The organism is Endozoicomonas sp. G2_2 (assembly GCF_017744135.1).
Taxonomy (GTDB): domain Bacteria; phylum Pseudomonadota; class Gammaproteobacteria; order Nevskiales; family Salinisphaeraceae; genus Salinisphaera.
In genome coordinates, this window is record NZ_JAGHQU010000007.1 from 100,552 (window position 1) to 115,449 (window position 14,898).

Consider the following 14,898-nt stretch of genomic DNA (forward strand, 5'->3'; position numbering starts at 1 on the left):
CCGTTCATCAATCATCGCCGTACATAAAGCCATGAGGATCGCCGCCGAAATGCCGCAGGCCGAACATCAACCGGTACTGCTCGACGCCGCGTTGGCGGGACTTTCGCTGCGCGCCGATGGCGTCTATGTGGACGCCACATTCGGTCGCGGCGGCCACAGCGGCGCGATCCTGTCGCAGCTCGGCGCGCAAGGGCGGCTGGTCGCCTTCGACCAGGATCCCGATGCCGAGGCCCACGCCCGGGAACTGGCAGCCGTCGATTCGCGTCTGACCTTCGTGCGTGCTTCCTTCGCCGAAATGGCCGAACGTGTCGAGGCGCTTGGCCTGATGGGGCGCATCGATGGCGTGCTGTTCGATCTGGGTGTGTCTTCGCCACAGTTCGATGTCGCCGAGCGCGGTTTTTCCTTTCGTCATGCCGGTCCGCTGGACATGCGCATGAATCCGGACGCCGGCGAGCCGCTTTCGGCGTGGCTGCACCGGGCCAGTCACGGTCAGATCGCGTCGGTGATCAAGCGCTATGGCGAAGAGCCGATGGCCGGGCGGATCGCGGCTGCCATCGTCGACGCGCGTGCGAAGGCGCCGATCGCCGATACCCGTCAACTGGCCGATATCGTCGCCGGTGCCATTCCCGCGCGGGTGCAGGCGGGCAAGCGCATTCATCCGGCCACGCGCACCTTTCAGGCGTTCCGTCTGCATATCAACGACGAGCTCGAAGCGCTCGATCGCGCCCTCGAGGGGGCGTTCGACGTGCTCGCACCCGGCGGGCGGCTGGCCGTAATCAGTTTTCATTCGCTGGAGGATCGGCGCGTGAAGCGTTTCATCCGCCACCAGGCGCGTCCGCCGGCGCCCCCGGTGCCGATGGCGCCGGCCGTCGATCCGGCCCTGCGCGAGATCGGCAAGCCGGTGCGTGCCGGCGCCGACGAGCTGACACTCAACGCGCGGGCGCGCAGTGCGATTCTGCGCGTGGCCGAGCGCACCGATGCGCCGAAGGTGACGGCATGACGCGCCAGCTGGTGACAATCGCGACACTGTCGCTTGCGATTCTCGTGAGCGCGGTGGCCGTCGTCCAGGCCAAGCACAAGACGCGCGAGATGGCGCACGAGCTGCAGCTGGAGCGCGTCGAGCGCGACAAGCTGTCTACCGAATGGGCGCAGCTGCAGCTCGAGGAGAGCGCCTGGGCCAATCCCGACCGCGTGGCTCAGGTGGCACGCCGTGAACTGAGCATGGTGCAGCCCCGCAACTACGTGGTGCTGGAGTCGCAGCGATGAGCCGTCGCTCAGAGAACACCAAACTGACGGCGCCGCCGCGCTGGCGTGCGCACTTTGTGCTCGGCCTGTTCGGCGTCTTCGCCGTGGTGCTCGCCGCGCGCGCGTTCGACCTGCAGGTGCTCGACCAGGCGTTTCTGGCCAAGGAGGGCGACAAGCGCCATCTGCGAACCGTTTCCGTTCCGGCTGGTCGTGGCGTCATCAAGGACCGCAACGGCGAGCCGCTGGCGCTATCGGCGCCAACGGAGTCCGTCTGGGCGGTGCCCGGCGCGGTGCTCGAGGCGCCCGAAAAACTCGCGCCGCTGGCCCGGCAGCTGAACATGTCGGTGGCCGACCTGCGCAAGCGCCTGGAGAACTACAAGAGTCGCCAGTTCCTTTACCTGCGTCGCCAGCTGGCGCCGGCAGACGCGCGCGCCGTAATGGCGGTCGACGCGCCGGGCATCTTCCTGCAGCGCGAATACAAGCGCTATTACCCGGCCGGCGAGGCCGCGGCCCAGATCGTGGGCATGACCAATATCGATGGCCGCGGCCAGGAAGGCCTCGAGCTGGATCGCGACGCCTATCTTCACGGCGAGCCGGGCAGCCGCCGCGTGGTCAAGGACCGTGTCGGCCGTGTCGTGGAGGATCTGGCCGAGTTCAATCCGCCCCAGGCGGGTCACGACCTGCGCCTGACGATCGACTCGCGGATGCAGTATCTGGCCTACCGCCATATCAAGTCGGCTGTGATCAAGAACGATGCCAAGGGCGGCATGGTCGTCATGCTCGATCCCGCGACCGGCGAGCTGCGCGCGGTGGCGTCGTACCCGAGCTTCAACCCCAACGACCGCGGTTCGATCGACGCCTCGGGCGTGCGCGCGCGAGCCGCGACCGACGTCATGGAGCCGGGCTCGACGGTCAAGCCGCTGCTGTTGTCGCAGGCGCTCGACAGTGGTCTGTACGACACCGACGACGTGATCCACACCAAGGGCTGGTTCATGGTCGGGCGCCTGACCGTCAAGGATTTTCGCAATTACGGCGACGTCGATTTCGCCAAGATCCTGCAGAAGTCGAGCAACGTGGGCGCAGCGCACGTCGGCCTTGAAATGGGCAGCGAGAACGTCTGGAAGGGCTATAAGGAGTTCGGTTTCGGTGACATCACCGGCAGCGGCTTCCCGGGCGAGCGTTTCGGCGTGCTCAACGACTTCTACGAGTGGAACAAGGTCGAGACGGCCACGGCGTCCTACGGCTACGGCATGGCGGTAACCGCCTTCCAGCTGATCCGTGCCTACGGGGCGATCGCCGACGACGGCATGCTGCGCAGCCTGCGTCTCGTACAGGGCGACGGCGCGAACATGCATTCGCCGCCGAAGCGGGTGCTCAAGCCCGAGACGGCGCGCACCATGCGTCACCTGCTCGAAGGCGTCGTGTCGCCGGCGGGTACCGCCACCCGCGCCGCGATTCCCGGCTATCGCGTGGCCGGCAAGACCGGCACCGCGCGCAAGGCCGGCAGTGGCGGTTACAACGAGAATCGGCACCAGGCCCTGTTCGTGGGCATGGCGCCGGCCGAAAAGCCGGCGCTCGTCACGCTGGTGATGCTTGACGAGCCCAAGAAGGATGCCTACTACGGCGGTGCGGTCGCCGCGCCGGTGTTCGCGGCGGTCATGCGTGATGCGCTGCGGCTGCTGCGCGTGCCGCCGGACAACCCCGGCGTGCTCACCGCGTCGGCCGGTGAAAGCTCGGGGACGGGTACGTGATGGCGCTCGCTGCTGCCAACATGCCGCCGCGTGCGTTGCCGGCGCTGCTGGCCGGTCTGGCCGACGATGTGCCGGACATGAACATCGCCAGCGTGGCGATCGACAGCCGCAGCGTCCGTGATGGCGGGCTGTTTCTCGCCTATCAGGGTACGCAGGGTCATGGTCTGGACCATGTCGAGGATGCCGTGGCCCGCGGCGCCCGGGCGGTGGCCTGGGACGCCGATACGCGCCCAACATTGAGCGTGCCCGATATTCATGTCGCCGGCCTCGCTGCGCAAGCCGGCCCGATCGCGGCCCGGTTCTACGGCGATCCGTCGCATCGCTTGTTCGCGGCCGGGGTCACCGGTACCGACGGCAAGACGTCCTGTGCGTGGATGCTCGCTCAAGCCTTCGCCGCACTGGGTCAGCGTTGCGGCTACATGGGCACGCTCGGTTTCGGTTTTGCCGACGATCTCGCGGAAGCCACGCACACGACGCCGGGGCCGGTGGGCGTGCAGGACTGGTTGGCCCGCTTCGTCGCCGCGGATGCCGACGCGGTCGCCTTCGAAGTCTCGTCGCATGCGCTCGATCAGCATCGTGTCGACGGCGTGGCCTTCGACGTCGCCGTGCTGACACAGCTCGGTCGTGATCATCTCGACTATCACGGCGACATGGACCGCTATGCCGCCGCAAAACAGCGTCTGTTCGCCTTCCCCGGGCTCGGCACGGCGGTTCTCAACGGCGACGATGCACATGGGCGGGCTTGGCTCGCCTCGCTCGATGCGGCGGTGGAGCCGGTCGTTTACGGCTTTGGCGATATGGCCGCACTCGGCGCGCGTCATGTGCGCGTTATTTCCGCGCAGCCCCATGCGAACGGTCTGCAGCTGGAACTACAGACCAGCTGGGGCAGTGCGCGCGTCGAAAGCCCGCTGGTCGGGCGTTTCAACGCCATGAATCTGGCCGCCGTGCTGGCGGTGATGCTGGCGCGCGATATCGATTTCGATGCCGCCATCGAAGCACTCGCGCAGGTCACTACCGTGCCGGGCCGTATGCAGCGTATCGACGCGAGCGCGGATCAGCCGCTGGTCGTCGTCGACTATGCCCATACGCCGGGCGCGCTTACCCATGCCCTCGAAGCCGTACGGGCGCACGCCGATGGCCGCGTTCTGTGTGTATTCGGTTGCGGCGGCGATCGCGACCGCGGCAAGCGCGCCTTGATGGGGGCAGCAGCCGAAACGGCCGACGCCGTCTGGCTGACCGATGACAACCCGCGTAGCGAGATGCCGGCTGACATCGTGCGCGATATCCGTGCCGGCATGACTGAAAAGGCCAATGTGACGATCGAACATGACCGGCGCCGCGCCATCCGCGCGGCCATCGCGGCCGCCAGGCCCGGCGATGTGGTGCTGATTGCCGGCAAGGGGCATGAAACCACACAGCAGGTCGGCGCCGACAAGCGACCCTTCGACGACCGGATCGAGGCGCGCCGCGCCCTGGAGGCGGCATGAACGGCCGCCTGTCCGATATGGCGACGCTGCTCGGCGCGAATCTGAGCGGAAGCGATAGCGATTACGCGGGTGCGAGCATCGACACCCGCCGGCTGGCCCGCGGCGCGCTGTTCTTCGCGCTGCCGGGTGCACGCGTGGACGGTCACGATTTCGTCGCGCGCGCGGCCAGTCTCGGCGCTGCCGGTGCGGTGGTGACGCACGAAGTGGATTCGCCGCTGCCCCAGATCGTGGTTGCCGATGTGGAAGCCGCGCTGCAGCAGGCCGGCGCCGAAGCCCGTCGCCGCTTCGGCGGTGCGGTGATCGGTGTGACCGGTAGCAACGGCAAGACGACGGTCAAACAGATGCTGGCCGCGATTCTCCGTGAAGCCGGCTCGGTACTGGCCACCGAAGGCAATCTGAACAATCATCTTGGCGTGCCGCTGACGCTGATGCGTCTGAACGACAGCATCAACCGCGCCGTGATCGAAATGGGGGCCTCCCATGCCGGCGAGATCGCGATGCTGGCCGAGATGGCGCAGCCGCAGGTTGGCGTGGTCACAAACGCCGGTCTCGCCCATATCGAAGGTTTCGGCAGTCGCGAGGGCGTGGCGCGGGCCAAGGGCGAGATGTTCTCGAGCCTGCTGGACGACGGCACCGCGGTGATCAACGGCGACGACGAATTCGCACCGCTCTGGCGGGAACTGGCGGGTTCGCGGCGGCAACTCGTGTTCGCGCGCGGCAAGGCGGATAACGTCGATGTGTTCGCAAGCGACGAAGCCCTCGATGCCGGCGAAAGCCGTTTTACCCTGCATACGCCGACCGGCGCCGCCGCGGTCACGCTGCCGCTGGCGGGCAGCCATAACGTCAGTAATGCGCTGGCGGCGGCCGCTGCCGCGAGCGCGATCGATCTCGATGCCGACCTGATCGCGCGTGCGCTCGGCGGCATGAGTGCGGTGTCCGGCCGCATGGCCGTGACCGCGGGCCGCCACGGCACGCGCATCATCGATGACAGCTACAACGCCAACCCCGGTTCGCTGGCCGCCGCCCTCGGCTGGCTGGCCCAGCAGGACGGCACGCGCTGGGCGGCGCTGGGCGACATGGGCGAGCTCGGCGACATCGCCGAAGATGCGCATCGCAACGCCGGTCTGGCCGCCCGCGATGCGGGCATCGAACGTCTCTGGGTGACCGGTGAACTCAGCCGCCTGACGGCCGAGGCCTTCGGTCCGGGCGCGCAGTGGTTCTCCACCCACGGTGAGCTGATCGCTGCGCTGGAAACCGCACTGTCGGTACGGCGCAGCGAGGCCACGCTGCTGATCAAGGGGTCGCGGAGCGCGCGCATGGATCGGGTCGCCGACGCACTCGCCGCCGAGCAGGGCGCGAAGGCGGGTGCGTCATGTTGACCTTCATCGCGGAATGGCTGGAGCCGCTCTACAGCGGCTTTCGCGTATTTCAGTTCATCACGCTGCGCGCGATTCTGGGCGTGCTGACGGCGATGGTGTTCTCGTTCGTGTTCGGTCCGATCATGATTCGCAAGCTGACCTTTCACCAGATCGGTCAGTACGTGCGCGACGATGGTCCGCAGAGCCATCTGGTCAAGGCCGGTACGCCGACCATGGGCGGCACGCTGATCATCGCGGCGGTGCTGGTCGCGACGCTTCTCTGGGGCGACCTCGGCAATCGCTGGGTCTGGCTGGCGATGCTGGTCACGTTCGCTTTCGGCACGATTGGCTTCATCGACGACTATCGCAAGCTCAAGTTCGGCAACAGCAAGGGCCTGTCGGCGAAGGCCAAGTACGGCGCGCAGACGCTGGTCGGCCTCGTTGCCGGCCTGTGGCTGTATGTCGGCGCCACCAGCGCGGCCGAAACCAGCGTGCTGATTCCGATGCTCAAGGACGTATCGATTCCGCTCGGCGCGGGCTACATCCTGTGGAGTTATCTCGTGATCGTCGGCTCCAGCAATGCGGTCAACCTTACCGACGGCCTGGACGGGCTGGCGATCATGCCCTGCGTGCTCGTCGCCTCGGCGCTGGCTGTCTTCGCGTACGTGAGCGGCAACGCCGTGTTCTCCGACTATCTGGGCTTTGCCTATATCGAGGGCGTGGGCGAGCTGTCGATCTTCTGTACCGCGATCGGCGGCGCGGGGCTGGGCTTTCTCTGGTTCAACGCCTATCCGGCGCAGGTGTTCATGGGCGACGTCGGTGCGCTGGCGCTGGGCGCGGCACTCGGCGTGGTGGCCGTGGCCGTGCGCCAGGAGCTCGTGCTGCTGGTCATGGGCGGCGTGTTCGTGGCCGAAACGGTGTCGGTGATCCTGCAGGTCGCCACTTTCAAGATGACCGGCAAGCGCATGTTCCGCATGGCGCCGCTGCATCACCATTTCGAACTCAAGGGCTGGGCCGAGCCCAAGATCATCGTGCGATTCTGGATCGTCACGCTGGTGCTCGTGCTCATCGGTCTGTCCACGTTGAAGATCCGATGAGCGGCCTGCGCGAACAACTCGCCCACGCCGCCGTGCTGGTGGTCGGCTGTGGTCTGTCCGGCGTTTCGGCCGCGCGTTTCGCTGTGGCCTGCGGCGCGCGGGTACGCGTCGTGGATTCGCGCGATGTGCCGCCGGGCGCGGAGGCGCTGCATCGCGACTGCCCGCAGGCCAGCCTGATCGTGGGCGAATTCAGCCCGGCGGTGCTCGAGGGCATGACCCATATCGTGGTGTCCCCGGGCGTGGATCTGCGCGAGCCGCTGATCGCCGCAGCCCGTGAGCGCGGCATGGACGTGATCGGCGATATCGAATGGTTCGCCCGCGTGGTGAATGCGCCGGTGGTCGCCATCACCGGCTCGAACGGCAAGTCCACCGTCACCGCCTGGGTGGGCGAGATCGCTCGCGCCGCCGGATTGAAGGTGGCGGTCGGCGGCAATTTCGGCACGCCGGCCCTGGATATGCTCGCCGACGATATCGAGCTCTATGTGCTCGAGCTGTCCAGCTTCCAGCTAGAGCTGACCGAGTCGCTGGCCGCGCGCGCCGCGACCGTGCTGAACGTCAGCGCCGACCATATCGATCGCCACGGCGATATCGAACATTACGCCGCGCTCAAGGCGCGCATCTTTCACGGGTCCCAGGTGGCCGTGGTGAACGCCGACGACGCGCGCGTCGCGGCGATGCCGACCGACAGCGCGACCGTGCTTCGGTTCGGCCACACGGCGGATGCCGACTATCGTCTGATCGATGCCGAGGGCGAGACCGCGCTGGCACGCGGCGAACATGCGTGGCTGGCCTGTCACACGCTGCGCCTCGCCGGCCGCCATAACCACGCCAATGCGCTTGCGGCATGGGCGCTCGCAGAGGCGGCGGGCATCGACGAAGCCGCGATTCGTGAGGGATTGCAGGCTTTTGCCGGCCTGCCGCATCGCTGCCAGACGGTCGCCGATATCCGCGGCGTACGCTGGATCAACGATTCCAAGGGCACCAATCTGGGCGCACTGATGGCATCGCTGGCCGGCATGACCACGCCGGTCGTGCTGCTCGCGGGCGGTCAGGCCAAGGGTGCGGATTTCACGCCGCTGGGGCCGCTGGCCGCTGACAAGGCGCGTGCCGTGATCGTGTTCGGCCAGGACCGTGAAAAGCTCGCGGTTGCCGTGACCGATCATGCGCCGGTGCACCGCGTGGAAACCCTGCGCGAAGCCGTGGCCGAAGCCGCGAACATCGCCGAGCACGGCGATACGGTGCTGTTCTCGCCCGGCTGTGCCAGCTTCGACCAGTTCGACAACTACGTGCATCGGGGCGAAAGTTTCGTCGCGGCGGTACAGGAGCTTGCAGCATGACGCGCTTGCTCGGCACCCTCAGCCTGCCGCGTGTGCGCCCCGACGCGGCGTTGCTGATCGCGCTGTCGCTGATCATCGGCATCGGCCTGGTGATGGTCGGCTCGGCATCGGTCGCGGTTGCGGACCGGCTGACAGACGATCCGATGTACTTCTTCTATCGGCAGGCCATCTTCGCGCTGATCGGTCTGGTCGCGGGCTTCACGGTTCTGCACGTGCCGCTGCGGGTGTGGCAGGCCAACACGTTCACGCTGCTCGGCGCGGGTCTCCTGTTGCTGCTGCTCGTGCTGATTCCGGGCATCGGCCATGCGGTGAACGGCGCGCGTCGGTGGATCGACATCGGCCCGGTGGCGATGCAGGCATCGGAGCCGGCGCGCTTCTGCCTGATTCTCTACGTTGCCGGCTACGCGGCCCGGCGCCAGTTCGATCTGGCGACCAGCTGGGGCGGGCTGTTCCGGCCCATGTTCTTCATGGCGCTGGCCAGCTTCCTGCTGCTGCTGGAGCCGGACTTCGGCGCCGCCGCGGTCATGGTCGCGGTCGCCGCGATCGTGCTTTTCCTTGCCGGGGCGCGCCTGATCTACCTGCTCGTGCTCGGCACGCTGGCCGGCGCGGCGGTGGTCGGGCTCGTGCTGTCGTCGCCGTATCGTCTGGCGCGTCTGGTGAGCTTTGCCGACCCCTGGGCGCATCCCTACGCGAGTGGTTTCCAGCTGACCCAGTCGCTCATTGCGATCGGCCGCGGCGAAGTGGCCGGCGTGGGGCTGGGCAATTCGGTGCAGAAGCTGCTCTACCTGCCGGAAACGCACACCGACTTCCTGTTCGCCATCTATGCCGAGGAGTTCGGCCTGATCGGCGCGCTGCTGCTGATCGGCCTGTTCGCCGTGGTGGTCTGGCGCGGCTTCGTCATCGGCCGGCGGGCGCTCGTGGCTGATCAGCTGTTCGCCGGTTTCGTGGCCTACGGCATGTCGGCCTGGCTGGTGTTGCAGGCGTTTCTGAACATCGCGGTGAACATGGGCCTGTTGCCGACCAAGGGCTTGACGCTGCCGTTGATGAGCTACGGCGGCTCCAGCCTGGTGATGATGTGTGTTTTGTGCGCGTTGCTGATCCGCGTGGATCTGGAAACGCGCGTGCCGGAAAAGAGGAGCCGTCGATGAACGCCGCGGCGACTCGAAACGCGAACGGCATGCCGCATGTGCTGATCATGGCGGGCGGCACCGGCGGTCATGTGTTCCCGGCGCTCGCGGTGGCGAAGGCGCTGATCGAACGCGGCGCGCGTGTGTCCTGGCTGGGCACCGAGGCCGGCATCGAGGCGCGGCTTGTGCCGGCCAACGATCTGGAGCTGCACACCATCGACGTGGCCGGCCTGCGCGGCAAGGGCGCACTCTCCTGGCTCGTGGCTCCGCTGCGACTGGCACGCGCCTGTCTGCAGGCGCTGGGCGTGGTGCGCAAGCTCGCGCCGCAGCTCGTCGTCGGCATGGGTGGGTTTGCCTCCGGCCCCGGCGGTCTGGCCGCGCGTCTGAGCGGCCGTCCACTGCTGATCCACGAACAGAATGCCGCGCCGGGTCTGACCAATCGTCTGCTGGCGCGGATCGCGAACACGGTATTGCAGGCATTTCCCGAGACGTTCTCGGGCGACAAGGCGCGCAGCGTGGGCAACCCCGTGCGCCGCGAAATTCTTGATCTGCCGGCACCGGCCGAACGCTTCGCCGACCGCGACGATGCCATCCGCCTGCTCGTGCTCGGCGGCAGTGGCGGGGCGCTCGCGATCAACGAACGCGTTCCGGCCGCGCTGGCCAAGCTGGCGCCGGATACGCGGCCGCAGGTACGGCATCAGGCGGGCCGCACGCTCGAACAGGCCGAGGCCGCCTACGCTGCGGCAGACGTCGGCGCGGACGTGAGCGCCTTCATAGACGATATGGCCGCGGCCTACGCCTGGGCGGATGTCGTGATCTGCCGCAGCGGCGCGCTCACCGTCGCCGAACTCGCCGCGGCCGGCGTCGGCGCATTGCTCGTGCCGTACCCGTATGCCGTCGACGATCACCAGCGCGCGAACGGCGCGTATCTAGTGAATGCGGGGGCGGCCACGCTCATCGACCAGTCGGCGCTTACGGTCGATCGTCTTGCCGACGAGATCGCGCATCTGTGTGCTGATCGCGCCGCGTTGTTGCAGCGCGCCGAGGCAGCACGTGCCGTGGCCTGGCCGCGTTCGACCGACGACATCGTCGCCGCCTGTCTCGACACCGCGGAGGCCGCATGACCGACGCGCAGACTCGCAGCAACGGCAACGACTTCCAGCCGCTCGCGGAACGGCCGATGCGGCGCGTTAATACCGTGCACATGGTGGGCATTGGCGGCGTCGGCATGGCCGGCATCGCCAGCGTGCTGCTCAACCTCGGTTACAACGTGACGGGCAGCGATATCAAGGACGGCGTGACCACGCAGGCGCTGGCCGCCCAGGGCGCCACCATATTCATCGGCCATGTCGCCGAGAACGTCGAGGGCGCGGATGTGGTCGTGGTCTCGACCGCCGTGGCCGCAGACAATCCCGAAGTGGTGACCGCCCACGACCGGCTGGTGCCGGTGGTGCGCCGGGCCGAGATGCTCGCCGAGCTGATGCGCTTTCGCTACGGCATCGCGGTCGCCGGCACCCACGGCAAGACAACGACCACCAGCCTGGTCGCCGCGCTGCTGGCCGGGGGCGGTCTGGATCCGACGTTCATCGTCGGCGGCAAGGTGCTGGGCGCCAACAGCAACGCGCGTCTGGGCGAAGGCCCGTATCTCGTGGCCGAGGCCGACGAGTCCGACGCGAGCTTTTTGCTGCTCACGCCGATGATGGCGATCGTCACCAACATCGACGCCGATCACCTGGAAACCTACGGCGGCGAGTTCTCGCGCCTGACCGATACCTTCGTCGAATTTCTGCATCACCTGCCGTTCTATGGTCTGGCGGTGCTGTGTGCCGACGATCCGGTCGTGCGCTCGATCCTGCCGGATGTTGGGCGTCCGATCGTGACCTACGGCATCGAACACGACGCCGACATCATGGCCGAGAATCTGACCTTCGACGGCACCGGCACGCGCTTCACCCTGCGCCGTGCCGGCCACGACGGCTACGACGTGCACCTCAACCTGCCGGGCAAGCACAACGTGCTCAACGCGCTGGCGGCCGCGGCAGTGGCGCACGAACTGGGTGTGGACATGCCGGCGATCGGGCAGGCGCTGTCGCAGTTCGCGGGCATCGGCCGGCGCTGCGAAGTGCACGGCGAGATCACGGTCGGAGATCGCCAGGTTCTGCTGGTCGACGATTACGGCCACCACCCGCGCGAGCTCGTGAGCATCATCGGCGCGGCGCGCAACGCGTGGTCGGAGCGTCGCCTGGTCGTGGTGTTCCAGCCGCACCGTTTCTCCCGGACCCGGGATCTTTTCGACGACTTCTGCCAGGTGCTGGCGGAACTGGACGTGCTCGTGCTTTGTGAAGTCTATGCGGCGGGCGAAACGCCGGTGGCCAATGCCGATGGTCGCGCCCTGGCGCGCGGCGTGCGCGCCCGCGGCAAGGCCGACCCGGTATTCGTCGACGATGTACAGCGGTTGGGCGAGGTGCTGCCGGGCATCCTGCGCGACGGTGATGTGCTGCTCACTCTCGGTGCCGGCGATATCGGCGCCGTGGCCCAGCAGATGGCGCGAACCGGCAAGGGAGGTGCGGCATGAGCACTGTTCGCGTGACCGATCCGGCCGACTTCGGCCGTGTCGCGGTACTCATGGGCGGCTGGTCCGCCGAGCGCGCCGTGTCGCTGGATTCCGGCGCGGCCGTCGGCGCGGCCCTGAAGCGTCGCGGCGTCGATACGACGCTCATCGATGTCGACCGCCAACGCGTGCTCGGCCTGGCCGAGGAAGGTTTCGACCGTGTGTGGCTGGCCTTGCACGGGCGCGGCGGTGAGGACGGCGTGGTCCAGGGCGCGCTCGAGCTGCAGGGCCTGCCTTATACCGGCAGTGGCGTGCTCGCGAGTGCGCTGTCGATGGACAAGGTGCGGACCAAGGCGCTCTGGGCAGCCCAGGGCATTCCCACGCCGGCGCATCGTCTGCTCGATGCGCATACGGATTCGAAAGCCGTGGTCGACGCGCTTGGTCTGCCGCTGATCGTCAAGCCGGTGCACGAGGGTTCGACCATCGGCATCAGCAAGGTCGAGCGCATCGAGGATCTCGACGCCGCGCGCGCCGAAGCGGCGAAGTACGACCGCGAGGTGATGGCCGAGCAGTTCGTCGACGGGCCGGAATACACGGCCAGCATTCTCGACGGCCGCGCGTTGCCGCTGATTCATATCGAGCCGTCCAGCGGTTTTTACGATTACGAAGCGAAATACGTCGCCAACGACACGCTCTACCACTGCCCCTGCGATCTCGAGCAGGGCCGCGAGGCCGACCTCCAGCGGCTGGCGCTGCGGGCTTTCGAGATCACCGGTGCGACCGGCTGGGGCCGCGTCGACTTCATGCTCGACGACGCCGGCCAGCCCTGGTTTCTGGAACTCAACGCCATTCCCGGCATGACCTCCCATTCGCTGGTGCCCATGGCAGCCCGCGCGGCGGGAATGGATTTCGACGAACTGGTGTGGCGCATTCTCGCGGCCACGACGAGTCACAAGGAGAAAGATCATGAACTGGCGTGATCCCCGACGCTGGCGCGATGTGGTGCTGGGCGCGGGCCTGCTGATGGGTGTGGCCGCCTGCACCTGGCAGGGCATCAAGCCCGAGGGCGAAGAGACCCGGCATCTGTATATCAGCGGCGACGCCGCGCATGTCAGCGATGACCGTATCGCCGCCATCGCCTCGCCGTATCTGGACGCATCGTTCTTCGACGTCGACCTGGAGGGCTTGCAGGCCGAGTTGTCGAATCTGGCCTGGCTGCGCGAGGTCAAGGTCTCGCGCCACTGGCCCGACGGCGTCGTGGTGCGCGTGAGCGAGCACGAGCCGGTCGCGCTGTGGGGCGAGCAGGGGCTTCTCGCACGCGACGGGCAGGTGTTCACGCCGACCCAGGGCACGCGCCCGGAAGGACTGGTGCAACTGGGCGGCCCCGACACCGCCGGCATGAAGGTCTATGAGCAGTATCAGGCGCTGTCGAAGACGCTGGCGGGTCGGGATGTGAAGCTCGCGAGCCTGACGCTCGACGCCCGCGGCTCGTGGACGGCCATGCTCGAAGACGGCCTGGAGCTGCGCCTCGGGCGCGATGAACTCGATGCCCGCGTGCAGCGTTTCGTGCGCTACGCGCTGGGCGACCCGCAGGCCCGCGGCAAGCTCGCCGAAGCGGGCTACGTGGATCTGCGCTACAGCGACGGTTTTGCGGTCGGCGGCACGCGTGCCGCCACCGCCGATCAGGAGAAGGGTGATGAGCAAGCGGCCTGACCAGAATCTCGTCGTCGGCCTCGATATCGGCACCTCGAAGGTCGCCTGCATCGTGGCCGAAGTGAACGAGGGCAAGCTCGAGATCATCGGTCTGGGCAGCGCGCCTTCGCGCGGCATGAAGAAGGGCATGGTGGTCAATATCGAGTCGACCACCGATTCCATCCGCCGCGCGGTCGAGGAGGCCGAGCTGATGGCCGGCTGCCGGATCCAGTCGGTGCACTGCGGTATTTCCGGCGCCCATGTGCGGTCGCTGAATTCGCATGGCATCGTGGCGGTGCGCAACAAGGAAGTCACCGAGTCCGACATCGAGCGCGTCATCGACGCGGCCTGCGCAGTTGCCATACCGGCGGATCAGAAGATTCTGCACGTGCTCCCGCAGGAGTTCGCGGTCGATGACAACGAAGGCATTCAGGAGCCGGTCGGCATGTCCGGTGTGCGGCTGGAAGCCAAGGTGCATATCGTCACCGGCGCGGTGACGTCCGCCCAGAACATCCAGAAGTGCGTGGCCCGCTGCGGGCTGGAAGTCTCCAAGCTCTCGCTCGAGCAGCTGGCATCCAGCTATGCGGTGCTGGCCGACGACGAGAAGGACCTCGGGGTGGCGCTGGTCGATATCGGCGGCGGCACGTCGGATATCGCGGTGTTCGTCAACGGCTCGATCCGCCACACGGCGGTGATCCCGATTGCCGGCGACCAGGTCACAAACGATATCGCCGTGGCCCTGCGTACGCCGACCCAGCACGCCGAAGGCATCAAGATCCGCTACGGCTGTGCGCTGCCCGAGCTCATCGAGGACGACGACGCCATCGAAGTGCCGAGCGTGGGCGAGCGCCCGCCGCGGCGGCTGTCGCGCTATACGCTGGCCGAGGTCATCAAGCCGCGCTACGAAGAGCTGTTCATGCTCATCCACAAGGAGCTGGTGCGATCCGGTTTCGAGGATCTGCTGGCCGGCGGCGTGGTGATCACGGGCGGTTCTTCCAAGATGGAAGGCCTGACCGATCTCGCCGAAGAAGTCTTTCACATGTCGGTTCGTCTGGGCACGCCGCAGCGTGTTCAGGGGCTGTCTGACGTGGTCAAGAATCCGATCCATGCCACAGGCGTCGGCCTGCTGGAATTCGGTAACCGCTCCCAGCCGCGGCCAGGGCTGGACTTGTCCAACAACGACAACTCTTTCGCCCAGGTCTGGGAACGGATGAAGGCCTGGTTCCAGGGGAATTTCTAGTTTCGATCAACGA

13 protein-coding genes are annotated in these 14,898 nt (G+C 67.4%); all 13 read left to right on the forward strand.

Annotation, left to right across the window (positions count from 1 at the left end):
• Window positions 1-31: 31 nt before the first annotated feature.
• From rsmH to ftsA, 13 genes are read left to right on the forward strand one after another with little or no spacing between them, the layout of a single operon-like run.
• Window positions 32-1,000 (forward strand): 16S rRNA (cytosine(1402)-N(4))-methyltransferase RsmH, encoded by a 969-nt coding sequence (rsmH, locus tag J7355_RS10195; protein ID WP_209062283.1) that lies wholly within the window; start codon window positions 32-34, stop codon window positions 998-1,000.
• Complete coding sequence (gene ftsL, locus J7355_RS10200; RefSeq protein WP_209062285.1) at window positions 997-1,266, forward strand: cell division protein FtsL; 270 nt, start codon at window positions 997-999, stop codon at window positions 1,264-1,266. Before rsmH ends, ftsL begins: the two co-directional genes overlap by 4 nt.
• Window positions 1,263-2,996 (forward strand): penicillin-binding protein 2, encoded by a 1,734-nt coding sequence (locus J7355_RS10205; protein WP_209062287.1) that lies wholly within the window; start codon window positions 1,263-1,265, stop codon window positions 2,994-2,996. Before ftsL ends, J7355_RS10205 begins: the two co-directional genes overlap by 4 nt.
• Window positions 2,996-4,483 carry a UDP-N-acetylmuramoyl-L-alanyl-D-glutamate--2,6-diaminopimelate ligase gene (locus J7355_RS10210; RefSeq protein WP_209062289.1) on the forward strand — a complete coding sequence of 496 codons (1,488 nt, stop codon included), beginning with the start codon at window positions 2,996-2,998 and terminating at the stop codon, window positions 4,481-4,483. The genes J7355_RS10205 and J7355_RS10210 overlap by 1 nt, the downstream gene beginning before the upstream one ends.
• Window positions 4,480-5,862: a UDP-N-acetylmuramoyl-tripeptide--D-alanyl-D-alanine ligase gene (gene murF / locus J7355_RS10215; RefSeq protein ID WP_209062291.1), complete on the forward strand. Its 1,383-nt coding sequence runs from the start codon at window positions 4,480-4,482 to the stop codon at window positions 5,860-5,862. Before J7355_RS10210 ends, murF begins: the two co-directional genes overlap by 4 nt.
• Complete coding sequence (mraY, locus tag J7355_RS10220) at window positions 5,856-6,938, forward strand: phospho-N-acetylmuramoyl-pentapeptide-transferase (protein ID WP_209062293.1); 1,083 nt, start codon at window positions 5,856-5,858, stop codon at window positions 6,936-6,938. Before murF ends, mraY begins: the two co-directional genes overlap by 7 nt.
• Window positions 6,935-8,275, forward strand: coding sequence for a UDP-N-acetylmuramoyl-L-alanine--D-glutamate ligase (gene murD / locus J7355_RS10225; RefSeq protein WP_209062295.1), 1,341 nt, complete (start codon window positions 6,935-6,937; stop codon window positions 8,273-8,275). Before mraY ends, murD begins: the two co-directional genes overlap by 4 nt.
• Window positions 8,272-9,423, forward strand: coding sequence for a putative lipid II flippase FtsW (ftsW, locus tag J7355_RS10230; protein ID WP_209062297.1), 1,152 nt, complete (start codon window positions 8,272-8,274; stop codon window positions 9,421-9,423). Before murD ends, ftsW begins: the two co-directional genes overlap by 4 nt.
• Window positions 9,420-10,526, forward strand: coding sequence for an undecaprenyldiphospho-muramoylpentapeptide beta-N-acetylglucosaminyltransferase (gene murG / locus J7355_RS10235; RefSeq protein WP_247739906.1), 1,107 nt, complete (start codon window positions 9,420-9,422; stop codon window positions 10,524-10,526). The genes ftsW and murG overlap by 4 nt, the downstream gene beginning before the upstream one ends.
• Window positions 10,523-11,977 (forward strand): UDP-N-acetylmuramate--L-alanine ligase, encoded by a 1,455-nt coding sequence (murC, locus tag J7355_RS10240; protein ID WP_209062300.1) that lies wholly within the window; start codon window positions 10,523-10,525, stop codon window positions 11,975-11,977. The genes murG and murC overlap by 4 nt, the downstream gene beginning before the upstream one ends.
• Window positions 11,974-12,933, forward strand: a complete 960-nt coding sequence (locus tag J7355_RS10245) for a D-alanine--D-alanine ligase (protein ID WP_209062302.1) — start codon at window positions 11,974-11,976, stop codon at window positions 12,931-12,933. Before murC ends, J7355_RS10245 begins: the two co-directional genes overlap by 4 nt.
• Window positions 12,920-13,666: a cell division protein FtsQ/DivIB gene (locus J7355_RS10250; protein WP_209062304.1), complete on the forward strand. Its 747-nt coding sequence runs from the start codon at window positions 12,920-12,922 to the stop codon at window positions 13,664-13,666. The genes J7355_RS10245 and J7355_RS10250 overlap by 14 nt, the downstream gene beginning before the upstream one ends.
• On the forward strand, window positions 13,650-14,885 hold the full coding sequence (gene ftsA / locus J7355_RS10255; protein WP_209062306.1) for a cell division protein FtsA: 1,236 nt from the start codon (window positions 13,650-13,652) through the stop codon (window positions 14,883-14,885). Before J7355_RS10250 ends, ftsA begins: the two co-directional genes overlap by 17 nt.
• Window positions 14,886-14,898 lie beyond the last annotated feature (13 nt).